This window comes from Maribacter sp. R77961 (genome assembly GCF_044594925.1).
Lineage (GTDB): Bacteria > Bacteroidota > Bacteroidia > Flavobacteriales > Flavobacteriaceae > Maribacter.
The window spans coordinates 118,230-144,410 of the sequence record NZ_CP138991.1; the positions used below are offsets into that span (position 1 = coordinate 118,230).

Sequence of the window (26,181 nt, forward strand, 5' to 3'; positions counted from 1 at the left end):
GTTTAAAAGGTTTATATATTTTTGTTAAAAAGGGAATAATGGACATACAAAACGCACAAAAAGCGGTAGACGATTGGATTAAGGAACACGGCGTTCGTTATTTTAATGAACTAACCAATATGGCACAACTTACCGAAGAGGTGGGCGAAGTAGCGCGTATTATAGCAAGAAGGTATGGCGAGCAGAGCGAAAAAGAATCAGATAAATCTAAAGATTTAGGGGAAGAGTTAGCAGATGTGCTGTTTGTGGTTTTGTGCCTGGCCAACCAAACGGGTATAGATTTACAACAATCTTTTGACAAGAAGTTAGATTTGAAGACCAAGCGAGACCATGACCGTCATCATAATAATGAAAAACTCAAATAACCTAAAATAAGCGAATAGCTTTATCAGTTTTTAGGGGTGTTTTTGTAGTTTTGACACGTTATTAAAAACGTACTCTTTTGAAAATAAGTCTTTCTGGTCCATCCAATCAATTACTAAACAAAAGCATAAAGATTACCGGTTCAAAAAGTGAATCCAATCGCTCGCTTTTATTGGCCTCATTGTATGCTGGAATTACGATTGAGAATATCTCCAATTCAGACGATGCTCAAGTAATGGCAGCGGGCCTAAAGCAATCTACAGGTACCGTGGATATTCATCATGCAGGAACGGCAATGCGTTTTCTAACAGGATATTTTGCATCTCAAGAAGGCAAAGAGGTAGTGCTGACCGGTTCTCAGCGAATGACGGAAAGGCCCGTGAAAATTCTTGTAGACGCACTACGTAGTTTAGGGGCGGATATTGCTTATGTAAAGAATGAGGGTTACCCTCCGTTAAAAATTAAAGGAAGAAAACTCACCAAGGATAAGGTAAGTTTACCGGCTGATGTGAGCAGTCAATACATTTCTTCTTTGTTATTGATTGCACCTAGTCTGGAAAATGGTTTAGAATTGGAGCTTGTCGGTAAAATTACTTCGGTTCCCTATATTAAGATGACCTTGAGTTTACTCAATGAAATTGGGGTCTCCACTTCGTTTGAGGAGAATACCATTAAAGTTGTACCAAAGAAGACGGTTAAGCCACAACAATTGATAGTAGAATCAGATTGGAGCTCCGCATCCTACTTTTATAGTATTGTGGCCCTTGCGGAAGTTGGAACAGAGATAACCCTATCCGCCTACAAAGAGAATAGTTTGCAAGGAGACAGTGTTTTGGTGAAATTATACCAAGAATTGGGAGTTTCTACTAGTTTTCACGATAATAGCATCACTTTAAAAAAAGGGTCAACTTCTTATCCAGAGGAGTTTAGGGCAGATTTAGCGAATGCACCAGACATAGCGCAAACGATTGCCGTAACTTGTTTTGGACTTGGTATAGCTTGTCATTTAGACGGTTTGCATACCCTGAAAATAAAGGAGACTGATAGATTAGTGGCCCTAGATACAGAACTTTCAAAACTAGGTGCAAAAATAGCTGTTACCAATAATTCGTTAACATTGCATGCAGGTACCACGATAAAGGAAGATGTTTCTATAGATACGTACAACGACCATAGGATGGCAATGGCTTTTGCACCGTTAGCGCTAAAAACAAGACTCTTTGTAAATGATGCTGAGGTAGTCTCTAAGTCGTATCCCGATTTTTGGAGTGATATGGAATTACTTCAAATAGAGGTTACGGAATTATAATTCCCTATTTACTTGACAACCCCCCTTCCCAGATTGTATATTTGCAGCCGCTAAACATATATACGATACATGAAATTATCTCACTTTAATTTTGAACTTCCAAAGGAATTATTGGCAGAACATCCTTCCGAGAATAGGGACGAGGCCAAATTAATGGTCATACACCGAGAAACCGGTAAGATAGAGCACAAGATGTTCAAGGATATGATCGATTATTTTGACGAGGGCGATGTCATGGTCTTGAACAATACTAAGGTTTTTCCGGCAAGATTGTACGGAAATAAAGAAAAGACAGGTGCACGTATCGAAGTATTTCTTTTACGTGAGCTAAATGAAGAGCAGCGTTTGTGGGATGTTTTGGTAGACCCTGCACGTAAAATTCGTATAGGGAACAAGTTGTATTTTGGTGATGATGAAACGCTTGTAGCAGAAGTTATCGATAATACCACCTCTAGGGGGCGTACACTACGATTTTTATATGACGGTGCGTATCTAGATTTTAGAAGAAAATTAAAAGAACTGGGTGAAACTCCTTTGCCAAAATATATAAAGAGGGATGTTGAGCCAGAAGATGCGGATAGGTACCAAACCATTTATGCAAAGCATGAAGGTGCCGTAGCCGCCCCAACCGCCGGAATGCATTTCTCGAAACACCTTTTAAAGCGTTTGGAGATAAAAGGAATTGATTTTGCGGAATTGACATTACATGTTGGTTTAGGAACCTTTAATCCTGTGGAAGTAGAAGACCTTTCCAAGCATAAAATGGATAGTGAGGAACTATTCATTGATGAGAAAGCAACGGAAATTGTAAATAATGCCAAGAAAAATAAAAGACAGGTATGTGCCATTGGTACTACGGCAATGAGAGGCTTAGAAAGTGCAGTTTCTTCCAATCATACGCTAAATACCTATGAGGGTTGGACCAATAAATTTATTTTCCCTCCATATGAATTTAGTATTGCCACCAGTATGATAACCAATTTTCATTTACCAAAATCTACCCTTTTGATGATGGTTTCTGCTTTTATGGGGCATGATTTAATGAAGAAATCCTATAAAGAGGCAATTTTGGAAAGCTATAAGTTTTATTCTTATGGTGATGCCATGTTGATTATCTAATACATAGTTTCGATTCCGTAAAACCGGATTGATACCATTAAATACGAGTCCTGCTTTATCCCTTTGTAATATAAAGCAGGGCTTTTTAGCTAAAAGAAAGTGCAAGTCAAAAAAAAGGACATACGAGCGTTAACAAGAGACCAACTAAGGGACTTTTTCGTAAATAACGGCGACAAAGCTTTTCGCGGTAACCAAGTGTATGAATGGCTTTGGCAAAAGGCTGCACATTCCTTTGAGGGTATGACCAACCTTTCCAAGGATACACGAGAAATGCTAGAGGCTAACTTTGTGATCAACCACATAAAGGTGGATCAAATGCAACGTAGCGCTGACGGTACCATTAAAAACGCCGTACGTCTGCACGATGATTTGGTGGTGGAATCGGTTTTAATTCCCACTAAAACGAGAACTACAGCATGTGTGTCCAGTCAAGTAGGATGTAGCTTGGATTGTAGATTTTGTGCTACATCTCGATTAAAGCGAATGCGAAATTTAAATCCTGACGAAATATACGATCAGGTGGTGGCTATCGATAACGAAAGTCGCCTCTATTTTGATAGACCCTTAAGTAATATTGTATTTATGGGTATGGGAGAGCCATTGATGAATTATAACAATGTGCTGAAAGCCATTGATAAGATTACTTCTCCAGAGGGTTTGGGCATGTCTCCTAAACGAATTACGGTATCCACTTCGGGTGTGCCAAAGTTGATTAAAAAAATGGCCGATGATGCCGTAAAATTTAAACTGGCAGTATCCTTACATTCAGCAATAGACGAGATCAGGACTTCCATTATGCCGTTCAATGCAACGTTTACACTTAGTGATTTAAGAGAAGCATTGGTGTATTGGTATCAAAAAACCAAAAGCCGTATTACCTATGAATATGTGGTTTGGGAAGGAATCAATGATAAACGAAAGGATATAGAGGCCTTAATTGATTTTTGTAGGTTTGCGCCGTCTAAAGTGAATCTAATTGAATACAACCCTATCGATGATGGGGAATTTCAACAAGCCTCCAATAAGGCCATTGATTTATACGTAGAACTGCTAGAAAAAAATGGAATTGTGGTGACGGTTAGGCGTTCTAGGGGTAAGGATATTGATGCGGCATGTGGTCAATTGGCAAATAAATCTTAAAGTATCGATTATTACTGGTATTACGTCGCGTTAACCGATTATAGCGTGCCTCTTTTGCGTAAATTTACCTTTTGCGCCCGCTTTGGGCACTAAATTTTCACGGTTGAAAATAGTAGAACAAATAAAGGAACCGGTACGTAAGGAAATGGATCTATTCGAATCCAAATTCCGAGATGCAATGAGTTCTAAAGTTGCCCTGCTCAATAGGATAACCCACTACATTGTAAACCGCAAAGGAAAACAGATGCGCCCCATGTTCGTTTTTCTAACCGCTAAACTACTTCATAATGGCGAAATCAACGAGCGCACCTATAGAGGGGCTTCCGTGATAGAGTTAATTCATACCGCAACCTTAGTACATGACGATGTAGTAGATGAGAGTAATAAACGTCGCGGCTTTTTCTCCATTAATGCACTTTGGAAAAACAAAATCGCGGTGTTGGTAGGCGATTACTTATTATCTAAAGGACTTTTATTATCCATTGATAATGGCGATTTTGACCTACTCCGTATTATTTCCGTAGCAGTCAAGGAAATGAGCGAGGGCGAACTTTTACAAATTGAAAAGGCGCGTAGATTAGATATTACGGAGGATGTTTATTACGATATTATCCGGCAAAAAACAGCAACATTAATTGCTGCCTGTTGCAGTCTGGGTGCATGTTCCGTTAAGCCAGAAAGTAAGGATGTAGAAGTATTTCGGAAATTTGGAGAGTTATGTGGCATGGCCTTTCAAATTAAGGACGACCTTTTTGATTATGGAAATGAGCGTATTGGAAAACCTACAGGTATCGATATTAAGGAACAGAAAATGACGCTACCCTTGATCTATGCGTTGAACCATTGCTCCAAAAAAGAAAAAAGCTGGGTCATCAATTCTATAAAAAACCATAACAAGAACAAAAAACGGGTAAAAGAGGTCATTTCCTTTGTAAAGGAAAAAGGAGGTTTGGAGTATGCTGTAGAAAAAATGTTGGCCTTTAAAGACGAAGCACTTGAACTTTTAATGGCTTATCCAGAATCAGAATACAGAAGTGCTTTAGAGCTCATGGTAAACTACGTGGTAGATCGGGAAAAGTAATAACCGAGTTCGTATCCAAGATGATATATAAGTCAATTGTACTTCAGATTTTTTATTCGATTTAAATTTATAATTATCGTATTGAAAATCAATAGGTTGTAATTTATTTTTATTTTTTTTGAAAGCGCAGGCAACCTTGGTCATAGTTTTTGCGTCTCTATTAATAGAAGACCAAATACAATTTTGAAAATTATACCACTATATAAAAACCAGAAACAGCTTATTAAGAAAGCGATTGCTGGCAATAAGGATGCGCAACAGCGTTTGTATGCAAAACATGCACCTAAAATGCTTGGTGTTTGTAGACAGTATATCAAGGATATTCATTTTGCGGAAGATGTAATGGTTCAGGGCTTTTTAAAAATGTTCTTAAAACTGGACACCTTTAAGTTTCAGGGTAGTTTTGAAGGATGGGTGAGACGAATAATGATACGCGAAAGTATTTCGTATTTAAGAAAGCAACAGTTTGTGGTTTATGATGATGCCGTTTATGAACAAAATCAAAGCCAAGAAGTGTTACAACCAATGGATTTGGATACCGAGCATATTCAGCAATTAATAGACGGTTTGCCTCAGGGGTATAAAATGGTATTTGTACTATTCACCATTGAAGGCTATAAGCATCAAGAAATTGCGGAGATGTTGGACATAAGTGAGAGTACGTCAAAATCGCAATTGTTCAAGGCCCGCAAAATATTACAGGAAAAATTACAACAACAAAATATCATAGGTTATGGAAACCGATAAATTTGAAAAACATATTAAAACAAAGCTGAACGAGCGAGAAATAGCACCATCTGCTGAGGCATGGAATAAAATTTCAAAAGATTTAGCGGTCAGTACCCCTTCGAAAAAGCCTAATTATTTTTGGATTGGTATCGCTGCCAGTGTGTTAGTGTTACTTGGAACCAGTTTGTTTTATTTTAATGCTGTCTCCGGTGAAGAGCGTAATCCTATAGAAGTGGTGGAAAGCCCTGCTGAAAAGGTATTGAAAGAAGCCGATGTAGAGGATGTAATTACCGTAGAAAATGAGGAACGTATATCCATTGCTTTAGAAACTACTATAGAAGAGGAAAAAGACAACACAGTTTCAATTGCTGGTACGGTAATATCCAGTGAAGAAGATAAACAGCCGATTGGCAATACGGATGTAATCTTTGAAACTCCCAGAAAAGAATTAAGGGATAGCGCTAAAACCATTTTAGTAGCGGAAAATATCCTCAACAGTAAAATAGCTGAAGTTGTGGCAAAAGTTGATGCCTTAGAATTATCCGACGCGGTAACGGATGCTGAGGTAGACTCCTTACTGCTTCAGGCTCAGCAAGATATTTTAAAAGAAAACCTTTTTAATACCGATAATTCAGTCAATGCAATGGCATTATTAACCGAGGTCGAAGATGAACTTGATCAATCCTTCCGAGACCAAATTTTTGAGTCATTGAAAACCGGTTTTCTAAAGGTTAGGACTGCTGTCGCAGACCGTAATAATTAACCTAATTTCTTTTTTACGAGTGTATTTCCCTATCTAAAATAGAAGAGGGACAGGGAGGAGTTTATTCATCAATTTTATCCGTCTAGGACGGTCAATCAAAAATCAAACTATTATGAGAAAATTTACATTGTACTTAATGGCTTTATTATTAGCATTTTATGTTAATAACATGGAAGCTCAAGAAGAAACTAATGAAAGTAAAACTACGCTCAAAATGTTGGAGAGTGCAAAGGAGAAAATCACTACCCAGGAAAAGGAAGCTTTAAAAAAGGAAGTGGAAAACATCAATCAGCGGCTGCAGAATGGTACCATAAGTAAAGAAGAAGCAAGTATACTGAAAGAAGAAGCTGCTAAGAAACGCGCCCTTAATATTGAAAATAGGATTGCCATTATCGATAATAAAATAAAGTTGGCAGAACGCAATGGGGACAACGTTTTAGAACTGGACACACTTAATTACTCTTCTCAAATAGAAATAGGTTTCGGTGGTAGGGATGGAGATGAGGAGCGTGTTTTTGGTATACGTTTTAAGGAAAATCCAGAAAGACGGAAGGTAATATATGATAGAAGGACATACTCAGATTTCTTTTTAGCGGTAGGTCTGAACAACGCAATAATCGATGGGCAATCTTTGGAGGATACTCCATATAGGGTGGGTGGTAGCCGATTTTTTGAATTGGGTTGGCAATGGCGAACAAGGGTGTTTAAAAACACCAATTTTTTAAGACTTAACTATGGTGTCTCGTTTCAATTTAATGGGTTGAAGCCGAAAGGGAATCAATATTTTGTAGCAGGTGACGACGGACAGACCGAACTACAAGAATTTGAGTTTGATCTTAGGAAATCCAAACTTAGGATGGATAATCTAGTCTTTCCGTTACACTTAGAATTTGGACCCTCAAGGATCAAGGAGTCCGCGAACAAGATCCGTTATTCCTTACGTAATCAATTTCGATTCGGAATTGGTGGTTATGGTGGATTTAATCTAGGAACTCGTCAAAAATTGAAATACAACAGAAATGGTGAACGTGTAAAGGATAAATTAAAAAGGGGTTATAATACTTCAGGATTTGTTTATGGTCTTAGTGCTTATGCAGGTTTTGATGGGGTTCTATTATATGCGAAATATGATTTAAACCCCATATTTAAAGATGCCTTAGTGGAGCAAAGAAATATCTCACTTGGCCTTAGATTCGATTTGTAAATCCGGTCTATTATTTATTTGAGTTCAAAGAGGTGAGCAGTGATACTGTTCGCCTTTTTCTTTATACATTAAGATGTTTGGCTAGTAGGGAATGAAAGTGATGTACTCCTTTCTCTCGTGTAGGTGAAAATCTTCCGTTGGTATAGAATCGAGATTTTAAACCCTTGTGAACACCTTCAACTACAAATTCGTCTTCACGTTCCACCTTATCTAAAAGGGCTCCCGCACCAGCATTCAGTTTTGTTTCGTCATATACATAGGTCAAGAACTGAACTTTTGTCTTATCCATTGTAATAGGGTTTATGATATTAACGGATAGACCCCAGGGATAAAAATTGAACATCATATTAGGAAAAACCCAGTAGTAGTAGGCAGCGACAGATTTTCCATGGTCTGGATGCCCTTCTGGAAGATTAAAAACTTCCTCACCACCATTGGAATATCCTATTTGTAGGTTTACATAGTCATAGGTTTCTGTAGTGTAGCTTCCATAGTCTAAAGCAGCATTTAAGTCGGCATGAACAAAAGGTATGTGAAAACCTTCTAAGTAATTATCGCAATAGAGCGCCCAATGGCAATTAACAATGTAATCCTTACTCAAAGTTTGGTCAAATTTAAAATTTTGAACAGGTAGAAAACCCACGCGCTCGTTAAGGATTGTAGAAATTTTATGGAATTCAAAGCTTGGCTTTAAACTTATGAAGAGATGGTTAAGCCATGTTTTAATTGAGAACGTATGTAAATCATCACAAGCTCTAGGGAAATCTTTTGCTTCTTCAAATTCTGGCATTGCTTTAAAAGTACCATCCATATGAAAACGCCTACCGTGATACATACAGGTAAGTGTAGTTTGTTTTCCGGGATGATGTACGACCAAGTTACCGCGATGCGTACAGACATTGCTGACACAATGTAGAACATCATCTTTATCTCTTATGATCAAGACAGGTTCGTCCAAAAATTTCTCATTTAAAATAAGGGGATAGACCGTTTGGGATAGTGGCACTAGTGTGGTCATATCACCTATCCAATGCCAACTGTTCAAAAAGACTTTTTCTTTTAATAAATCAAAAACCTCCTCAGAGCGATAAAAAGCGGCAGGGAGGGTTTCAGCTTTTTTTATGTCGTTGGATATAGTGAACTTTGTCATGGTCGCTTCTTTAGGTAAACATATGCTGGCACTCCTAAAAGTAAGAGTAAAAATCCGAGAAACACAATTTCAGCTCCGCAGCCAATAACTATCCAAAGGGAAAACAGAAAGGCCAGTACCGCTAATAACAACGACTTTTTGTCTGAACGCTTTATGGCTAGGGCAAAACTGGCAATTGAAAACAGATAGGGAAGTAGCACGGTCAAGGTAGATAATTTCATCATATAGGAAAATGCCTCTACCAAAGTTTTAGAGTAGTTGCAGCCCATTAAAATAGTCGCCAAGATACTTGAGAAGATTATTCCTTTGATTGGAGCATCATTTTTATTTGTCTTTTCGAATATTTTCGGGAACAGATTATCTCTTGCGGCTGAGGCAGGGATTTGTCCTTGAAGCAAAATCCAACCGTTTAAAGCGCCCATGGTCGATGCAACAGCACCAAATGCTACCAGAAATTTTCCGGTAGTTCCCCATATTTCAAAGGCTGCATCTGCAAAGGGTGCAGTGGCGTTTGCCAAGGTCTCGGGAGGAATAATACCGATAATAACAATAAAGCTTAACAGGTAAAGGACCGTAGTTAATAGCGTGCCGAAAAGTGTTGCTTTTTGAATTGTTTTTTCTGGTGAACTAATTGCGTTGCTCGGGACCGTAGCACTTTCCATCCCTAAAAAGGCGAAAAATGTGAGCGTGGTAACTGCGGTAATATCCGGTAGTATGGAGCCCTTTGTAAAAGGAAAAACGAATGATTGTGAAAAATCTGCATAAAAGATTCCTACTATAATTAGAAAGGCTATAGGTATTATTTTAAGAATTGTGGTCAATATTTGAACGATTCCTATGGTCTTTATGTTCTTTGAATTTATCCATGTAAAGAACCAAATAAAAAATAAACCGGTGAAACTTGCTAGAAATGGATTAGCCGTTAAGCTAGGAAAGAAAGCGCCTAGATAACCAACCAAGGCAACGGCTATAGCGGCGTTCGTGCACCAGATAGAAATCCAATAGCCCCAAGCAACTAAAAACCCCGCAAAATCACCCAGTCCAATTCGGGAATAGGCGTACGGTCCACCATTTGCCTTTGGATACATTTTGCTAAGTTTGCCAAAAATCAGGGCAAGCAGTAGTGCGCCTATAGAGGCGATTATCCAACCGATGATGCCTATACCTTGATAAGCGGCCATGGTAGCTGGTAGCAGAAAAACTCCTGCTCCTATCATATTCCCTGTCACCAGAGCTACAGCGGGCCAAAATCCAATTTTTTTAGTCAAGTTGGGAGTATTTGGTATGTTGAATTTAGACAAAAGATGATTAAAGTTAGGGAATATTAGAGCAGCGGTTCACAATAATTTATGTTTCATTAGTTCTAATTAAAAGTTTTAGTATCTTAATTTTTCCCTTTTTTAGTACCTTTATCGACTTCCTAAAACAAAAAATTGATTGCAAAAACCACCGTAGACCAAGTTTATGAAACCGCTCGTTTAGAGGAGGTCATTGGGGATTTTGTGCAGTTAAAAAAATCAGGTTCAAACTTCAAGGGTCTTAGTCCATTTTCAGATGAGCGTACGCCAAGTTTTATGGTGAGTCCGGTAAAGCAGATTTGGAAAGATTTTAGTAGCGGTAAAGGAGGTAATGTGGTCGCTTTTTTAATGGAGCACGAACATTTTACTTATCCCGAAGCTATTAAATATTTAGCTAAAAAGTACAATATTGAAATAGAGGAAACGGAGCAATCCGATGAGCAAAAAGAGCAGGCCAATGAGCGCGAGAGTATGTATCTTGTATCGGATTTTGCCCAACAACATTTTAAGGAGATGTTATGGGATACCGAACTTGGAAAAGCAATAGGGCTAAGCTATTTTAAAGAGCGTGGGTTTACCGAAGAGACGATTAAAAAGTTTGAACTGGGGTATTGCTTGGACCAATGGGATGGTTTTACCACCGCTGCTCTAGATAAAGGTTATCAGTTAGATTATCTTCAGAAAACCGGTCTTACCATCGTAAAGGAAGACGTTAATAACCCAAACAATTCTAGAAAGTTCGACCGTTTTAAAGGGCGGGTCATGTTTCCGATTCACTCGCTTAGTGGCAGGGTATTAGGTTTTGGGGGAAGGATTTTGACCAATGATAAAAAAGCGGCCAAGTATCTTAATTCACCTGAAAGTGATATCTATCATAAGAGCAAGGTATTGTATGGTATTTATTATGCCAAGCAGGCCATTGCAAAAGAAGATAATTGCTATTTGGTAGAAGGCTATACCGATGTTATTCAATTTCATCAGCGCGGAATTCATAACGTGGTATCATCTAGCGGTACGGCATTAACTCCAGAACAAATTCGTCTAATAAACAGGCTTACAAAGAATATTACTGTTTTGTTCGATGGTGATGCAGCCGGACTCAGGGCTTCTTTACGAGGAATAGACCTTATTTTGGAACAGGGTATGAACGTTAAAATCTGCACCTTTCCAGAGGGCGAAGACCCAGATAGTTTTTCTAAGAATAACGAGTTAGAGGATGTGCTGCAGTACCTACAGGAAAACGCTAAGGATTTCATTCAGTTCAAAGCTTCGCTATTGGTCAAGGAAGCATCCGATGACCCTATTAAAAGAGCAGATACAGTGCGCGATATCGTAAATAGTATCGCCAAAATTCCGGACCGTATTAAAAAGGAAATCTACATCCAAGAGTGTGCCCAGATCATGAATATATCCGAGGCGGTATTGTTCAATACCTTGGCGCAGATCGGTAAGAAAGATGTTGCTGATGCAAAAAAACAAGCCCGTGAGGAGCAAAAGGCTTTTGATGTAGTACGCAATGAAACCATTCAAGAAAAGGTAGATGTACAGTTTGTTTTGGAGCAAAAAATCATTGAACTTTTATTGGTCTACGGGAATCATAAAGAGGAGTTTGAAGATTTAATACTAAAGGAAAACGAGTCGGGAGATTTAATTCTGGAGCCAGAATCCTTGGAGGTGAAGGTATATGAGAAAATTTACCTGGATTTGCAGGAAGATGAAATAGAATTGGCCAATCCTCGGTTTAGAGCTATTTATTATCAACTAATCGAAGCGCTAAATCAAACAGAAGAATTTACTGTAAATAGTTTTATAGCGGAGCTAGAACAAGAGGCGGCAAACGATATTTCTTCTATCTTAATGGAAGAAGAGCGATACACGCTACATGCATGGGAGCGCAAGGATATTTATCCAAAACCTAAAGAAAAGAGTGTGGCACAGTTGGTAAGTGAAACTATTTTAACACTACGTTGTTTCTTGATCAAAAAACGTATGGAATCGCTACAAAGTGAAACCGAAGATATTGCAAAGGACAATAGGGAAACCTTGGAAGAGATTATGAATTACCTACAACTGAACAAGCTTTTGAATAAGAAGTTGAACAGGGTGTTGTCGTAATATTGAAGTGTATGGAAATTAAAAAGCCCGCAAACAGCGGGCTTTAATTTTTTAGCGAGTAGGCCTTAATATAATTCTAACGCCTTTGCTTGCTGTAGTAAGTCTACCATATTGTCTACGTTCAATTTTTTCATTAAACGAGCCTTGTACGTACTTACTGTTTTTTCATTAAGGTTTAGCCCTTGAGCTACTTCCTTGTTACGTTTACCGCTAGCTAGAAGTTTTAAAACTTCAACTTCTCTAGTGGATAATTTACGGAAGAACCTTCTTGGCTTTTTAGTTCCTTCATCAAATGCTAAACGTTGCGCTAATTCATTTGTGATGAACATGCTACCTTCACTGACTTTACTTACCGCCGAAATAATATAATCAACATCAGAAGATTTGGATAGGTATCCAAAAGCACCTGCTCTGATAGCACTTAAAGCATAGACATCCTCAGATTGTCCACTGTACATAAGCACCTTTACGTCAGGGTATTCTTTTTTGATTTTTCGTAGTGCTGCTATTCCGTTAATTTCAGGAATATCCATCTCTAACATGACAACATCGGGGGTAACTTTTTCCAGTTTTTCAAAAAGTTCTTCGGTAGTGGCTACATCGTCCACCAATTCAAAACCAGTTGCGGATTCAAGAACGTTTCGTACGCCCATTCTAATGATGGGGTGATTGTCCGCGATTAAAACTTTGATCATTATGTTGATTTTTCTAGACTGTCCTCACTCGCTTTTTTGTCCATAAAGACGTACATGCAATGTAAGGCTAAATAATCTAAATTAGAAGGCAAAGATGTACTATTTTTCTCTATCTCAATAATTTGTAAGAAAATATTCGATTTATCTACCTGATTGTTAGGTGAGTGGTTTATTTTAACATTTCGGGTATGACACAAACGGGAATGGGCAGCATTTTGTGTTGGTTCATCGAATTAAATCTGCTGAATATTTTGAAGACTTCCTTCTCCCTGCCTGCAAATTCCTCAATTGTTCTACCTTCATCCTTCATTTTCATGGCCCATTCCAACTCTGGGTACGATGCGCCAATTTGGTCCTCGTCCGTTCTGTCATCTCCCCATAAACCATCCGTAGGAGCCGCTTTAATGATTTCCTCGTTGACACCAAGTGCTTTTGCAATGGCATAAACTTCCGTCTTTAATAAATCGGCTATGGGGCTTAAATCAACACCGCCATCACCATATTTGGTATAAAACCCTACACCAAAATCCTCTACTTTATTTCCTGTTCCCGCTACCAAGTATTTTTTAAGGGCCGCAAAATAATAAAGACTGGTCATTCGTAAGCGCGCACGGGTATTGGCCAGGGACATAAAACGTTCTTCCTCATTTTCAACCTGCGGAAATACATCCACTAGGCTATCAAAGACCGGAGTAAGGTTCACGGGCTGACGTTTTACGTTCGGAAAATTTTCCTGTAACCACGCAATATGTCTCGATGCTCTGTCGGACTGATTGGCCGCTTGATGAATTGGCATTTCAAGACAAAGTAAATCTAGACCTGTCTTGGCACATAGTGTGGAGGTGACTGCAGAGTCAATACCACCAGAAATACCGATTACAAAACCCTTTTGTTTTGCATTGGTCGCATAATTCTTTAACCAGGTAACAATGTGATCTATTACTTTTTCCGTTTGCATAAGACTATCAATATTTATATAAATCGATTAACTTTGCCTTAAAAATAAGTTGTCCTTGGAGAATAAGAAAATGTATTCCAAAATACTTGGTATGAAAAAACTCATTTTTAGCGTATTGTTAGTTTCTCTGCTTCTTTTTTCCTGTAATGATGGTGATAAGGTAGCGGCCGAGGTAGCTAAAATTCCTATGGATTTAAAGATTATAAGGTTTGATAGGGAATTTGCGGCCGCCACGACAGAGAATTTAGCACAACTTAGAAATAAATACCCTTATTTTTTTCCCGCTCCTGATAGCGTTTGGGTAGCCAAAATGAAAGACTCGCTCCAAATAGAGCTTTTTCAGCAAGTGGGGAACACCTTTAATAGTTTTGAAGATGAAAAGGTAGCATTAGAGTCATTGTTCAAACATATGAAGTATTATTTTCCGGAACAGGTTACCCCACGTATCATTACCGTAACCAATGATGTGGATTATAACAATAGGATTATCCTGGCGGATACTTTACTACTCATAGGCTTGGACAACTACTTAGGGCCAGAACATAAATACTACGGGGGTTTTCAACGGTATATTGCAAAAAGTCTCCATAGGGCTTATATCCCCAGTGATATTGTAAGTGCATTTGCGAAGAAAGTAGTTCCACGACCAAGGGACCGAACCTTTTTAGCACGAATGATTTATTTTGGAAAAGAGCTATATCTTAAGGACAGGTTACTACCAAATGCGAACGACGCCGTAAAGATTGGATATACGGAAGAGGAGCTTAACTGGGCCATAGGCAACGAAGATCCTATTTGGAGAAATTTTATCGAACAGGAACATTTGTACAGCACGGATAACGGTTTAAATCCTCGATTCTTGGATCCGGCACCTTTTTCAAAATTTGGATTGGAACTAGACAATGAATCTCCTGGAAGATTAGGGCGTTATATCGGATGGCAAATTGTTAGGGCTTTTATGGAAAAAAATGATATAAAGCTTAAACAATTATTGGCTATGCCAGAAGAAGAAATATTCAAAAAATCGAACTACAAACCAAGAAATTAAATGGCAGATTTACATGTATCGGAAATAACACTGCGCGTAGGATTAGATGATAACCGAGTTCCGGAGAAACTTTCATGGTCGGCACAAGATGGGGGTATTGATAATGAAGAAGCAAAAGCGATGTTACTTTCCGTTTGGGATAGTAAAAACCAAGAATCGCTTAAAATAGATTTATGGACAAAGGATATGCCCGTAGATGAAATGAAAACTTTTTTCCATCAGACCTTGGTTTCTTTGACCGATACTTTTATGAAGGCCACGCAAGATGAAAAGATGACCGCTACCATGAAGGATTTCTGCGATTATTTTGCCGAAAAATTAGAGTTAAAAGAATAACCATCTTTAAGGCTGTCCCATTAGCGCGGGTAAACATCTTTTGCTTATTTTCTTGGATTCTCTTTTTTAATAAGTCAACGTGCTCCTTATTAGGTTCAATTTTTTATTCCCGCTGTAATAGCAATAGGTAAATCATTTTCTTTGGGCGGAATAGGGCAGGAGTAAGCGCTGCTATACGCGCAATAAGGATTATAGGCTTTATTGAAATCAATAACGATAATATCTCCCTCGGGGATTTCCAAATCAATATACCTGCCACCGGTATAGGAGCTAATGCCATTGGTGGCATCGGTAAAAGGCAGAAACAGGCGCTTCTTAAATTTCTCTTTTGTTCTTAGGCTGTGGCTTTGATAAATATTCAGCTGATACTCTTGCTTGTGGATTACAAAGGTAGCAATGCCATATACCTCGTAGGTTGGTTGTCTACTCGTGGTAGTTTTCATCTGAAACGGAACGGCATTGAGTATTCTTTGAAATTTAGCCTTTATTTTAAAGGTTTCGTCAATAGGGAAAAACGTATGTCCAGCGAAGTTTTTGAGATCTGTATTTGATAATGGAGATTTATCGGGGTCTTTATATTCTTGGGTAAGATGCTGTTGAAATTCTAAGATACTATCCCTGTGTAATTGAGACTGAAGGGTTACGAAGTGAAATAAAATACAAAGGAATAAAAGTTTTCTCATGGGCCTAGGTACCAGTTTGTAATTATGCAATTAAGGTCAATTTTTTCTAAAGTAGTCGTAAAAAATATCTTTTACTTAGCCTTGTCTTAGAATTTTTTCCATTTTACGACCTTTGGCCAATTCATCAATAAGTTTTTCCATACGTCTACAATTTTTATACAATTCAAATTCATCAGCTATTTCTTCAATGCGATAACCACAGACCACACCTTTGATCAAGTCTGCGTTTGGATGCATTTGCGCTCTTTCAAAAAAGGTCCTAAACGTTACCTTTTCATCAATTAGCGTTTGTAAGGTATCTTGGTCAAAGCCGGTTAACCATGTAATGACTTGGTCCAGTTCTTCTTTTGTTCTACCATTTTTCTCTAGTCTATTCAGGTAAAGTGGATATATGGATGCAAAGATCATGTTCGCCACTTTCTCGTTTTTTTCGACTGTAACCTTCATAACGTTTCGTTGAATTGATATTTACCGTTTAAGATACTAAATTTTAAGAAGTAGGGGAGAAAGGCGCCATTACTTAGAGCTATTGTAACGATTTTGTTATTTACACTTTTTAGCTTTTAAAAGTTCTGTAGGTTCTTGCATTTCCTTTTTCAGATTAGATAAATGTTGTTTTTGTCTAATATACATGGCAACTAGAAATACAAGATTGTCCTGGAACTTTAAAAATGTTTTATCATTTTTATTGTTTGTCCAATCGTTATTTGGCAAAAATTGAACAATCTCTTCTCCAAGTTCTTTCTTTAAATAGTTGAATTCTTGCATTCCAAATTCCGTTGTTGACTCATAATTAATCATCCTCTTATTGAGTTCGGTACGATTTTCTTGTAGTAAATCCAATGTGTTCTCCAAAAAAGCATTGTATTCAATAAGTTTATTTTTCAATTGGATATCTGTAATCAATTTTAAATTTCCCGATGAAGTTAAATCTTCGAAGGCAATATTACTTGGTACAAAAACATTTTGTCTTAAGGTAATTAAAAAGTCATTTAGAATTTCACTTTTATTATTGGGTGTTTTATTTAAATCTACTATAATTTTTTTGCTGATTTCAATCCTGTTAGTAATTCCCTCAAGTGATTCATTAACTAACTTTTCGGTTATTTTAAAGTCATCTAAAATTCTACAGTAATAATCCGCTTCGTCAATTTTGTTCTTTCGGTCTTCGTTCCAGTTATTAATTTGTAGCGCAATCAAAATTCCAATAACCACAAGGATAATTTCTCCAAAAGCATATTTTAAATACTTTCCAGTTTTTCCCTCTGAAAGCAAATTTTGTCTAATTTTTCTAAAGAATTCTATCATTGGTTAGTGGGTTAGTCATAATAAAGCACAACGGTTTACATTTGGCTTGTGGCGGTTTCGAAGCACTTTCCTGTCCACCGAAACCAAAGCTGGCTACGGAGCGAAAACCTTGGTGGTAGCCGTTCCCCGTCATAAGCTATATGCTTTATTGTAAAACGTTTTTATTCAGTATTTTAAAGTTAAATTCAGTTCGTTAAATTTCATTTCTTTCTTTTGATTTTTATTATCAAATTCAAGGGTCAAATGATTTCGTTGTCCATTTTTGAAATCAATAATTTCACTATTCCCAAAATAGGTCTTAAATAGTTTTTCTTCTTTGTTTAATGGTATTTCAAATTCCGTATGGGTTAATTTTCGTATTCCATTATTGTGATTTATTGGTTCATTGTGGGCTATTTTTTCGTCACGATATGGAAGTCTGAAAGTCCAAGGTAAATTTGGATTGTTTTCGTTTGTAATTATGTCAATTGACATTCCTTTTGGAAAATAATTCGGCTGATAAATCTGGCTTTGCTCAAAAAGCTTTTCTGTCAATTTTGAGTTGACTAAACACAAGCCAAAAGGTGAGAAATCATTTTTATCAAATTGTGAACGTTCCCAAAGTTTGGTTTTGGAAGTCAATTCGCTTCTAATTTCACTTTCGTCAATGACCCATAAAATTTCAAGAAAAAAATTTTCAAAATAAAATTTTCGGTTCGTTGTCCCTTGTCCTGGATGAATGCGACTACTTCCTTCAGTTAAACCAAACTCAATCAATTTAGCGGCTTCTTTTCCGCCATTTTTGGAAAATATAAATATGTGGTCTATTTCCATATTCGTTGGTTAGTTCAAATGTTGCACAACGGTCGGGCTATGAACAGCACGGGAGCAAACTAGCGTTTGCTTTCCGCCACGGACATAGCGAAATCTTATTGTTTTGATTTATTTTTTCTTGTCCAGAGCAAAATCCCAAAGATTTTGCGACTTCATAAAAATACACAAACCATTCGTTTAAGCCCGAAGCCCGTATTGTTTATAGGTTTTGTTGGTAACAGTATTTTTGCGCACAGTTTAAGGCATATTTTTCAAATCCTGTTTTCCGACAATCGCCATTATGTCAACAGTATCATTATTGACTTTGTAGTAAATACTGTCCGAACCGCAAACACATCTCCGATACCCTTTTCTTATGTATTCTATAGATTCAAATGAGTAAGGACTTTTCGCTATAATGTCAAAATATTCAAAAAACGTTTCAAAATATTTGTCCGCTTGTTGAGTTCCAAATTTTTTAGCTCCGTAGCAGTGAATACGAATGAGGTCATCTTTAGCGTCGTTGCTTAATCTATACTTAGTCATTAAGTTTAGACTTGGATTGTGCTAAGATTTCTTCTTTACTATCAGTAGTAAATCCACTATTTTCAGACTTTTCTAATTTAGTTCTAATCCAGTCAATTTCGACTTGTTGATTTCTTGCCTGACGAATTAAGTCATTAACAAGTTCACTCTTACTTGAATATTCTTGATTGTCAACTTGCGCCTTTAACCACTCATCATTAGGTGGTGTGAAAGATATGCTCTGTCTAGCCATGTGAAATATATTTTGATGCTAATTTACACCAAAAACGAACCAATTCCAAATTTTTTTAATATTGTTGCCAACGGTTTGGGTATTTGTATCGTTCGTCATAGACGTATGATATCAATACCCTTGTTGTGTGCAGTAAATATAGCGCATTGCCATGAAGCCTTCAAATGGCATATGCGCCCCTGTTTACGGAGTCACTTCTCTTCAACGGTATAATGGGAACAACAGGACCATTGCTTTTTTGAGGGCGCCTTTCCAATGGAATATATACCCGTATATGTTCTCGTTGGGTAAGGGTCAAGGTCACGGGAACGAAAAAAAAGATGCCGGAAAACTTGATTTTCCGAAAAAAATCAACTTCCTTCAAACAAGTTTTTATACGAAACCTCGTATTTGATAGTGTAACTCTCATACGATTTATCGAAAAACTTGATCCCCTGGAACTCCAGGGTCCAACATCCTTTTTTACCTTCTCCTTAAAAAGACCTTAGCAAAAAAGCAATGACCTTTCCCAAGAGAAGTTATTGCACAGCAACGTTTATGTATATGGTTTGTTGCGTGTTTAAACACCTAATTTAGCAAACATTAAACGAATAGAAAATCCGTGAGGATTTTCGTAAGTAAGCCTTTACTAGCAATGAATTATATACTTTGTTGCCACACGTTTTTTTAACTTACCATTCTTTTTTCTTTATGTCTAAAAACTTAATTGATTTTTTAATTCCATACTTATTTGCCAATAAAAATATAATTATGATAATCAGAATTCTACATATAATTCCGAAAACACTTCCCTCAGGTCCTATATATCCACCATTCCAAATCCAATTATCCTCAATATTAAGATTAAAATAGCCATTTGAAATTCCTTTACTTACTGGAAAACCAAATATTGCTCCTTGAAAATAATTCCAAGTAAAGTGTAAACCGGTAGCAGCCCATATTGATTTAAATTTAAGGAATGTTAATCCGTACATTAATCCAGCAATAAAATAGCTCGAAAAACTAATTAAATTCATTGGTGAGTGGGCCAAACAAAAAATCACAGAACTTAAGCTCAATGCAATTAATTTATTTCCTGAAAGATAAATTATTGCTATAAAAACAAAAACCCGAAAAAAAACTTCTTGACCAAATGCACTTATGAAATCTTTCGGAATTTGTTTGATACTTGAAATCCAATTGTTAGTTGATTCAATTTGTACAAATCCTAGTTGTTTATTAGTTAAGAAAATAAGAAACATTATAGCCGCTCCTGCAAGTCCCATAATATGAAACCCTAGCAAGGTTTCTCTGTCAATTTGAAAGTTGGTCAATTCAACTAATCTTGTTCTTTGTTTTATAGAATAAAAGATTCCAATTACGGAAAGTACAAGAAAAAGTAGTACGTTGATTGAAATTATAAAATCCATTTAAATTAGGTTGATTTTCAAAATGTTTGGCAACGGTTGAGCTAAGCTTACATAGTACTTTTTTTAGGTCATCTCTGATTTATATTGCTCCGTTAGAAGCTCCATTTCAATCCAATGAACTGATACATCTATTAATTTTTTCAAATCACTAACGTCCTTTGTTTCCCATTTTCTAACGTAATGTGTTTCGTCATTACCTAACCATGCTGCTCTTTCTGCAATATCCTTTAAATTTTGGTTATCTACATCTTGTTTTATGCACTTGCCAAGAAATTTATCCTTAATCTTTGTTTCCTTATCTGGAAATTTCTTGATGAGATAGTCCTTAATTAAAAACTCAAGTGCTTTACGATAACCAATTCCTGATATATGTTCAAGGTTATAGAATTCACTAGTCAAAGCTTGATTATATATTTCGCTGAAATTTGGGGATAACTCTATGATATTATCAGAAAAATTCCTCGGTTCATGTATTCCGATTGAGGTACCTATTAATCGATAAGGGTTGTCAGATTTATAAATTCCTATGAACATTTTCTGGCAATCTTCGCTAGAACATCTATAGATAATTTCCAATCCATTCTTACCATGATATGCGCTATATCTTCTAGGTGTAATTTTGTCGTGACAAAAAGGGCATTTATTCGGTTCCTTATCAAAGGCTACCGAGGGGTTTTGTCCGTTAAAATGAAATGATTTTATTGATGTTCCCATATTTTTTGGTATTACCTACAACGGTCTCGGCTCGTATGTTTGTTTCTTAGGTTGAAGATAAGATATTTAGGATAATCCATTAGCTTAAAGGGAAGTGTGGTTTCGTGTTTCGGCCAGATACTTAAAATGGATATCGTTGCTTAGGTCTACACACTTCCCAAGCTAATGTTTTAAAACATTAGCTTGGGAAGTGAACAAAAGCTAGAATAGAAGGGACAGAGAGGTCTCGGCTAGATACACTTAAGGTGATATCGTTTCATAGAAATCCCGCCCTTCTATAGTTTTCTTGGAATCCGGACAGTACCTAGACCCTATTTTACAGAGGTCGAATCAAATGCGAGCAAGGATGATAAAGAAGGTTATAGCTTAAAAAAATAATGTTATGGAAAAGCGCTTAAAACAATGTTTGGGTATTGATGTCTCTAAACTAAACTTATCATTATCCCTAGGTTTTCTGACCGATAAGCTGAACAAAGAATTCATATCACATCCAGATGTGCCCAATGATCTGTCAGGTTATAAAGAGCTTTTGAAATGGTTAAGGAAATCGGTGGATGCTAGCGTTGAGCTTTTAGTGGTTATGGAAGCCACGGGAGTTTACCATCAGGGTATCGCCCATTATCTGCATTCCAAAGGTTATTCGGTTTGTGTAATGCAGTCGGGCAGGGTGAAGAGTTATGCCCGTAGTCTTGACCAACGCTCAAAGACAGATGCGCTGGATAGTAAAATGCTCGGTATGCTCGGTCTGGAAAGGTCTATTCGTTTATGGGAGCCACCCAGTGAAGAACTTCAACGCTTAAAAGCATTGAGCAGGGAACGTAGTTCTTTGTTAAAGGATAGGACAATAGAGAACAATCGTCAGGGAGCAATTTCGTCGAGTGTTTATAGGAATGCCAAAGCCCTTAAAAGGCATAAGAACAGGCTGAAACTTATCAATGGTCAAATAGGATCTATAGAAGAAGAAATGCAGGACCTGATATCCAAAAACAAAGTACTGCGGAACAAGATAGGCTTTATGATGAGTATACCTGGTATTTCATTTATATCCGCAGCTACCGTTATAGGAGAGACCTTGGGTTTTGCTTCTATCGTAAACGCGAAACAACTGACCAGCTACGCCGGTTACGATGTTGTCTTGCGAGAGTCGGGGAACTTCAAGGGCAAAACAAGGATCAGCAAAAAGGGTAACAGCCATATTCGTGCCGTTCTACATATGCCTTCGATGACCTGTGTGCGTTGTAATCCAACATTGAAACAATTCTATAACCGACTTAAGCCAAAGAAAGCAAAGCCACTGGTGGCCTTAATAGCGGTTCAGAGAAAGCTGTTGATATTAATGTACACCCTATGGAAAAACGAAGAATTCTATGATGCGGATTTTGAAACTAAAAAGCAGCAAAAGCGTGAAGCCCTTGCTGCGCAGGATAACAACTTGATTGCTCAACTTGTTTCCTAATATTTTAAAGAAAAAGCTTGCTTTTTAACACAGTACCTATGAGTAGTTGCGGGGCTTAGCACAAACTTTTGCAAGTATACACCAAGTTGGAAATTCCGCAGGAATTTCCAAAGTAGGCGAGAACAAGCAATTACTTATAGCCATTGTTGTGCACAGTAATTACATTCCATAAGATGACCTAATCAAATCTAAAAAACTTAACTACAAAGTCACTATTTATTTCCTAAAATTTTACTTGCAATATTCGCAAAACTAAAACCTACTCCCCAATAATAAGGACTTGTTTCGCCATTTCCAGTCATATTCAAATTAATGCCACCAGTTAAGAATATTTTATTATTAAAAAAGCCTAAAACCAAACCTGCACCAACCTCTATATCATCTTCGGTACTAAAATCAACATAAGAAACATTAGCTCCGATTGAAGGCTCTAAAAAATTAACTAAACGATTAGAGTCTTTTTTTCCATCACGCCTGTAAGTAAGCATTAAAGAAACACCAGGTGCTCCTTTAAAGTTTGATGGTGACAAACTTGAAGACTCTTCTGATGTAGGCTCATCTATTCTATTAACTAAAAGAAACGAGTCAGAAATTTTGACTTGCCAGCCCGTTTGCCTAAGTTCGTAAGTGCCTATGGGTAACACTTTTTTCTCAGTTTCTACTCCAGCCTCTTTTCTTCTATCTCTATTTTTTTCTAAAATTACATATAGATAAAGTACATCACCTTCCTTAGCTCGTTCTTTTCTCAGGTTTATTGTTCCATAATCTAATTCTAAATAGATATTCTTACTTGCATCTTGAGTTATTTCTTTGATTATTTCTGATTTGGTTATTACAACTGCACAGTCATCTCTTTTTAAAATTTCATAACAGGCAATGTTTTCCAGTTTTTTTAAAATATTACTTTCAGGTATATTTCTTGTTAATTTATCAATTTGAAGTTCTATACTCCGTTTTAATGAAATAGCATCATTTAGCATATCTTCTTCCAATGAAGTTTCAAAACTTTCTATATCTTCTAACAACCTTGACTCAATAGCATCAAGCCAGATATAATCTTGTTCAATACCTTTAAGAAAAGCATCTTCAGCCTTAACTCCAGATTGTTTGAAGTACTTAATATAATTTGCAATAATTTTGAACCTATTTAAATAGTCTTTTAAAATGCTAATTTTATTTAACAAAGCATAGCTTCTTATTTCTTCTAATTCTGAAATTAAATTATCAATATTTACAATATTTCCTTCATCTAACTCTTGCAAAACCTGTAACGCAATCGGATGCTCATTATCTATTATTTCATCATAAATCAATTTCAAACGATTTGATGTAGTTTCTAGTCCATTATCTTGTTGGTATTGAAAATTTTGAACGTTATTTATAACACTATTTGATGATAAAAGAAAGTCGATTTCAGTATATAAGAATACATATGAGTTACCATATGCTTGTTGCAAATCGCTTTGTATCTGAATAGTATAACATTCCTTTATCAAATTGGCGAAAATAGTTGCAATTTCAAGAGGTCTTAAAGGAACACCAATTGTAGATTTTTCTTCGCCTATTTTAGTATATGGAAAAACCTCTACAGGGTCTTCACCTCCATCCGAACTCACAATTTTGCCCTCTATCGTAATTTCACCTTTAAAATTAATGTTTTCAAAAATCTTTTGTTTTTCAAAATAGATTTCAATTAAACTCTTAGTATCAATTATAACATTTTCTTGATTAGAGTTCAAGTTGTCATTCACTTTATATTTCCAAATATTCTTCTTTTTTAAATTCCTTACTTCCTTAACAGTAATATATTGTCTTGGGTCAATATTTGTCAAAATCTCTAATGAATCGTCAACAGTTTCTTGTGCATCAACAGTACAAAAGGATAAAAGTATTACTATTGTAATCGCATATTTTAAGAATGTTCGAGGTGGTTTTATCATATTGATTTTGTTTTGGTTAGTAATACAATAATACGTTTTTTATTTTTTTATAAATTTCGTTGTTTTCCTGCGCTTATTGTGCACAACGGTCGAGGCTAAGTGCTGTTCGGCGTAGCCGTATTGCATTTAGCCTATGTTGTGTGCAGTAAATATAGCGCATTGCTTTGAAGCCTTCAAATGGCATATGCGCCTTATTTACGGAGTCACTTCTCTTATAGCGGAACAGTAGGAACTACAAAACCATTGTTTTTTTGAGGGAGACTTTCCAATGAAATATATACGAGTATATGTTCTCGTTGGGTAAGGGTCAAGGTCACGGAAATGAAAAAAAAGATGCCGAAAAACTTGATTTTCCAAAAAAAATCAACTTACTTCAAATAAGTTTTTATACGAAACCTCGTATTTGATAGTGTAACTCTCATACGATTTATCGAAAAACTTGATCCCCTGGAACTCCAGGGTCCAACATCCTTTTTTACCTTCTCCTTAAAAAGACCTTAGCAAAAGAACAATGACCTTTCCCAAGAGAAGTTATTGCACAGCAACGTCTCGTATATGAAAAGTAGCGCTGAAAATAAGCGATAATTTTCGGATTAAACACAAGCCGAATTTTTAAATTTTACTAATTATTTTATTATTGGGAATTTGTCAAATTTAAAAATTTGGCGACTTTCCAAAAATACCCAAACCTTTGTGTTAGCAACGACTTGCGCTATTTTTTATATACATTGTTGGCATTTCGTTATTTTTTTTCAGCCTCTAATTTTTCAGTTATCTCTTTGTGCTTTTCTACATCCCAAGTAATATTCCAATTATTAATGTATTCCTGAATTGTTCCTAATCCAACATCCGCACGTCTTTTATCAACATTTTCTGGGTCTTCAATTGGCGAAACATAAAATTCTCCTGTTTCTTGATTTCTACCAATTTGACTGCCATAAATTTGTCTTTTACCAGTCCTTAAAGCTACTCTGTCTTCCAATAACGCTAAACTACTTGAACGAGCATTATTTTTTTTAACTGCATCTCTCATCATTGGCAAGTACTTTTGTTGTATTTCAAGTGGTGAATGTTGAATTACCAAAAATAAAGTCGAATTTCCTTGACCTCCAATTACATCCTGTCCAAGCCAACCTTTTTCATCCAATATTTTTTGAATTTTGATTAGATTTATTGAGTCTTTTTCGTTTATAGTTCTCCAATGAGCTTTCATTTCTTCTGAATCTCTTCCAAATTTTTTCTCAACTTCGCTAATTTGTCTTCTTAAACCTTGGTCTTCTTGGTGTATAGTATCAAGTATCGCAACTAAAGGTTTATCCAAATTGGCTTCTGCTTTTTCTTTATTCTCTTTTATTAAATCTAGTACTTCATTCCATCTTTTATCAGAATGTAGTGTAGTCAAATCACTATCTGTTGTGATATGTCCATAATTACTATAATTTCCTTTTTCTGCTATTCTGAACAATTGTACAAATGACGAATCGATTTGATTTGCTAAAGCCCAAGAACAAGCAGCGTTATATCTGTCATTTGTATTTCCTTTATTTCCGAGAGATGTAAATGCTTCTGAATATTTTTTGGCAGATTTCAAATAATCCTCATTTTCATAGAGATTCCACGCTTCGCTTTTCAGTTCAGCATATTTTGCTCTCTCTTCTGTAGTCGGCACTTTTTCTACAATATTTTCTTCTTTGTTTTTTCCGTTTTTACAAGAAGAGAATATTATTAGTAGTACTAAAATTAAAATATTTTTCATAGGTTTCTAGGTTTGTTTATAATGAATGCCAACACGT

The 26,181-nt window shown here is 36.5% G+C and carries 26 protein-coding genes; 12 read left to right on the forward strand and 14 right to left on the reverse strand.

Annotated elements, in window-relative coordinates:
* Positions 1-38 precede the first annotated feature (38 nt).
* From SJY09_RS00485 to SJY09_RS00520, 8 genes are all read left to right on the forward strand, one after another.
* Positions 39-365: a nucleotide pyrophosphohydrolase gene (locus tag SJY09_RS00485; protein ID WP_396637020.1), complete on the forward strand. Its 327-nt coding sequence runs from the start codon at positions 39-41 to the stop codon at positions 363-365.
* 77 nt (positions 366-442) lie between these two features.
* Positions 443-1,672, forward strand: a complete 1,230-nt coding sequence (aroA, locus tag SJY09_RS00490; protein WP_396637021.1) for a 3-phosphoshikimate 1-carboxyvinyltransferase — start codon at positions 443-445, stop codon at positions 1,670-1,672.
* A 69-nt stretch (positions 1,673-1,741) separates the two neighbouring features.
* Positions 1,742-2,791: a tRNA preQ1(34) S-adenosylmethionine ribosyltransferase-isomerase QueA gene (queA, locus tag SJY09_RS00495; protein WP_396637022.1), complete on the forward strand. Its 1,050-nt coding sequence runs from the start codon at positions 1,742-1,744 to the stop codon at positions 2,789-2,791.
* Positions 2,792-2,890: 99 nt separating this feature from the next.
* Positions 2,891-3,931, forward strand: a complete 1,041-nt coding sequence (gene rlmN / locus SJY09_RS00500; RefSeq protein ID WP_396637023.1) for a 23S rRNA (adenine(2503)-C(2))-methyltransferase RlmN — start codon at positions 2,891-2,893, stop codon at positions 3,929-3,931.
* Between the two features lie 103 nt (positions 3,932-4,034).
* Positions 4,035-5,012 (forward strand): polyprenyl synthetase family protein, encoded by a 978-nt coding sequence (locus SJY09_RS00505; protein ID WP_396637024.1) that lies wholly within the window; start codon positions 4,035-4,037, stop codon positions 5,010-5,012.
* A gap of 183 nt (positions 5,013-5,195) precedes the next feature.
* Positions 5,196-5,759 carry an RNA polymerase sigma factor gene (locus tag SJY09_RS00510; RefSeq protein WP_396637025.1) on the forward strand — a complete coding sequence of 188 codons (564 nt, stop codon included), beginning with the start codon at positions 5,196-5,198 and terminating at the stop codon, positions 5,757-5,759.
* A complete protein-coding gene (locus SJY09_RS00515; protein WP_396637026.1) occupies positions 5,746-6,504 on the forward strand; it encodes a hypothetical protein in 759 nt (252 codons plus the stop codon). Before SJY09_RS00510 ends, SJY09_RS00515 begins: the two co-directional genes overlap by 14 nt.
* Positions 6,505-6,616: 112 nt before the next feature.
* Complete coding sequence (locus tag SJY09_RS00520) at positions 6,617-7,708, forward strand: hypothetical protein (protein ID WP_396637027.1); 1,092 nt, start codon at positions 6,617-6,619, stop codon at positions 7,706-7,708.
* A 61-nt stretch (positions 7,709-7,769) separates the two neighbouring features.
* Here SJY09_RS00520 and SJY09_RS00525 read toward each other — a convergent pair whose 3' ends face one another.
* Entirely contained in the window at positions 7,770-8,858 is a 1,089-nt protein-coding gene (locus SJY09_RS00525; RefSeq protein WP_396637028.1) for an SRPBCC family protein, read from the reverse strand.
* Complete coding sequence (locus tag SJY09_RS00530; protein ID WP_396637029.1) at positions 8,855-10,126, reverse strand: amino acid permease; 1,272 nt, start codon at positions 10,124-10,126, stop codon at positions 8,855-8,857. Before SJY09_RS00530 ends, SJY09_RS00525 begins: the two co-directional genes overlap by 4 nt.
* Positions 10,127-10,291: 165 nt before the next feature.
* Between SJY09_RS00530 and dnaG the strand changes: the two genes are divergently transcribed.
* Entirely contained in the window at positions 10,292-12,271 is a 1,980-nt protein-coding gene (gene dnaG / locus SJY09_RS00535; protein ID WP_396637030.1) for a DNA primase, read from the forward strand.
* Between the two features lie 65 nt (positions 12,272-12,336).
* On the opposite strand, the gene SJY09_RS00540 is transcribed toward dnaG, so the two are convergent.
* Positions 12,337-12,966, reverse strand: a complete 630-nt coding sequence (locus tag SJY09_RS00540; RefSeq protein ID WP_396637031.1) for a response regulator — start codon at positions 12,964-12,966, stop codon at positions 12,337-12,339.
* A 169-nt stretch (positions 12,967-13,135) separates the two neighbouring features.
* Positions 13,136-13,924, reverse strand: a complete 789-nt coding sequence (gene nadE / locus SJY09_RS00545) for an NAD(+) synthase (RefSeq protein WP_396637032.1) — start codon at positions 13,922-13,924, stop codon at positions 13,136-13,138.
* A gap of 91 nt (positions 13,925-14,015) precedes the next feature.
* Between nadE and gldB the strand changes: the two genes are divergently transcribed.
* Together gldB and gldC are read left to right on the forward strand one after the other, a co-directional pair.
* A complete protein-coding gene (gldB, locus tag SJY09_RS00550) occupies positions 14,016-14,972 on the forward strand; it encodes a gliding motility lipoprotein GldB (protein ID WP_396637033.1) in 957 nt (318 codons plus the stop codon).
* Positions 14,973-15,308 carry a gliding motility protein GldC gene (gene gldC / locus SJY09_RS00555; protein WP_396637034.1) on the forward strand — a complete coding sequence of 112 codons (336 nt, stop codon included), beginning with the start codon at positions 14,973-14,975 and terminating at the stop codon, positions 15,306-15,308.
* 95 nt (positions 15,309-15,403) lie between these two features.
* Here the strand turns inward: gldC and SJY09_RS00560 are convergent, their stop codons facing one another.
* From SJY09_RS00560 to SJY09_RS00595, 8 genes are all read right to left on the reverse strand, one after another.
* Positions 15,404-15,991, reverse strand: a complete 588-nt coding sequence (locus SJY09_RS00560) for a DUF1684 domain-containing protein (protein ID WP_396637035.1) — start codon at positions 15,989-15,991, stop codon at positions 15,404-15,406.
* A 75-nt stretch (positions 15,992-16,066) separates the two neighbouring features.
* A complete protein-coding gene (locus SJY09_RS00565; protein WP_396637036.1) occupies positions 16,067-16,438 on the reverse strand; it encodes a DUF2200 domain-containing protein in 372 nt (123 codons plus the stop codon).
* Between the two features lie 96 nt (positions 16,439-16,534).
* Positions 16,535-17,299: a DUF6090 family protein gene (locus SJY09_RS00570; protein WP_396637037.1), complete on the reverse strand. Its 765-nt coding sequence runs from the start codon at positions 17,297-17,299 to the stop codon at positions 16,535-16,537.
* 165 nt (positions 17,300-17,464) lie between these two features.
* A complete protein-coding gene (locus SJY09_RS00575) occupies positions 17,465-18,112 on the reverse strand; it encodes a hypothetical protein (protein ID WP_396637038.1) in 648 nt (215 codons plus the stop codon).
* A gap of 237 nt (positions 18,113-18,349) precedes the next feature.
* Positions 18,350-18,637 carry a type II toxin-antitoxin system RelE/ParE family toxin gene (locus SJY09_RS00580; protein ID WP_396637039.1) on the reverse strand — a complete coding sequence of 96 codons (288 nt, stop codon included), beginning with the start codon at positions 18,635-18,637 and terminating at the stop codon, positions 18,350-18,352.
* Entirely contained in the window at positions 18,630-18,869 is a 240-nt protein-coding gene (locus SJY09_RS00585) for a type II toxin-antitoxin system ParD family antitoxin (protein ID WP_396637040.1), read from the reverse strand. Before SJY09_RS00585 ends, SJY09_RS00580 begins: the two co-directional genes overlap by 8 nt.
* A 671-nt stretch (positions 18,870-19,540) precedes the next feature.
* Positions 19,541-20,278, reverse strand: a complete 738-nt coding sequence (locus tag SJY09_RS00590; RefSeq protein WP_396637041.1) for a CPBP family intramembrane glutamic endopeptidase — start codon at positions 20,276-20,278, stop codon at positions 19,541-19,543.
* A 63-nt stretch (positions 20,279-20,341) separates the two neighbouring features.
* On the reverse strand, positions 20,342-20,992 hold the full coding sequence (locus SJY09_RS00595; RefSeq protein WP_396637042.1) for a hypothetical protein: 651 nt from the start codon (positions 20,990-20,992) through the stop codon (positions 20,342-20,344).
* A 382-nt stretch (positions 20,993-21,374) separates the two neighbouring features.
* On the opposite strand from SJY09_RS00595, the gene SJY09_RS00600 reads away from it, so the two are divergent.
* A complete protein-coding gene (locus SJY09_RS00600) occupies positions 21,375-22,448 on the forward strand; it encodes an IS110 family transposase (protein ID WP_396636911.1) in 1,074 nt (357 codons plus the stop codon).
* 212 nt (positions 22,449-22,660) lie between these two features.
* Here SJY09_RS00600 and SJY09_RS00605 read toward each other — a convergent pair whose 3' ends face one another.
* Positions 22,661-24,388 (reverse strand): hypothetical protein, encoded by a 1,728-nt coding sequence (locus tag SJY09_RS00605; RefSeq protein ID WP_396637043.1) that lies wholly within the window; start codon positions 24,386-24,388, stop codon positions 22,661-22,663.
* A 742-nt stretch (positions 24,389-25,130) separates the two neighbouring features.
* Positions 25,131-26,144, reverse strand: coding sequence for a DUF6624 domain-containing protein (locus tag SJY09_RS00610; RefSeq protein WP_396637044.1), 1,014 nt, complete (start codon positions 26,142-26,144; stop codon positions 25,131-25,133).
* Positions 26,145-26,181: the final 37 nt, after the last annotated feature.

Coding starts and splice junctions, on each gene's coding strand:
- SJY09_RS00485 (WP_396637020.1), top strand. CDS start 39: ATGGACATACAAAACGCACAAAAAGCGGTAGACGATTGGATTAAGGAA.
- SJY09_RS00585 (WP_396637040.1), bottom strand. CDS start 18,869: ATGGCTAGACAGAGCATATCTTTCACACCACCTAATGATGAGTGGTTA.
- SJY09_RS00525 (WP_396637028.1), bottom strand. CDS start 8,858: ATGACAAAGTTCACTATATCCAACGACATAAAAAAAGCTGAAACCCTC.
- SJY09_RS00570 (WP_396637037.1), bottom strand. CDS start 17,299: ATGATAGAATTCTTTAGAAAAATTAGACAAAATTTGCTTTCAGAGGGA.
- SJY09_RS00540 (WP_396637031.1), bottom strand. CDS start 12,966: ATGATCAAAGTTTTAATCGCGGACAATCACCCCATCATTAGAATGGGC.
- gldC (WP_396637034.1), top strand. CDS start 14,973: ATGGCAGATTTACATGTATCGGAAATAACACTGCGCGTAGGATTAGAT.
- SJY09_RS00580 (WP_396637039.1), bottom strand. CDS start 18,637: ATGACTAAGTATAGATTAAGCAACGACGCTAAAGATGACCTCATTCGT.
- queA (WP_396637022.1), top strand. CDS start 1,742: ATGAAATTATCTCACTTTAATTTTGAACTTCCAAAGGAATTATTGGCA.
- SJY09_RS00565 (WP_396637036.1), bottom strand. CDS start 16,438: ATGAAGGTTACAGTCGAAAAAAACGAGAAAGTGGCGAACATGATCTTT.
- SJY09_RS00575 (WP_396637038.1), bottom strand. CDS start 18,112: ATGGAAATAGACCACATATTTATATTTTCCAAAAATGGCGGAAAAGAA.
- SJY09_RS00520 (WP_396637027.1), top strand. CDS start 6,617: ATGAGAAAATTTACATTGTACTTAATGGCTTTATTATTAGCATTTTAT.
- nadE (WP_396637032.1), bottom strand. CDS start 13,924: ATGCAAACGGAAAAAGTAATAGATCACATTGTTACCTGGTTAAAGAAT.
- SJY09_RS00560 (WP_396637035.1), bottom strand. CDS start 15,991: ATGAGAAAACTTTTATTCCTTTGTATTTTATTTCACTTCGTAACCCTT.
- SJY09_RS00590 (WP_396637041.1), bottom strand. CDS start 20,278: ATGGATTTTATAATTTCAATCAACGTACTACTTTTTCTTGTACTTTCC.
- SJY09_RS00515 (WP_396637026.1), top strand. CDS start 5,746: ATGGAAACCGATAAATTTGAAAAACATATTAAAACAAAGCTGAACGAG.
- gldB (WP_396637033.1), top strand. CDS start 14,016: ATGAAAAAACTCATTTTTAGCGTATTGTTAGTTTCTCTGCTTCTTTTT.
- SJY09_RS00610 (WP_396637044.1), bottom strand. CDS start 26,144: ATGAAAAATATTTTAATTTTAGTACTACTAATAATATTCTCTTCTTGT.
- SJY09_RS00600 (WP_396636911.1), top strand. CDS start 21,375: ATGGAAAAGCGCTTAAAACAATGTTTGGGTATTGATGTCTCTAAACTA.
- SJY09_RS00595 (WP_396637042.1), bottom strand. CDS start 20,992: ATGGGAACATCAATAAAATCATTTCATTTTAACGGACAAAACCCCTCG.
- SJY09_RS00605 (WP_396637043.1), bottom strand. CDS start 24,388: ATGATAAAACCACCTCGAACATTCTTAAAATATGCGATTACAATAGTA.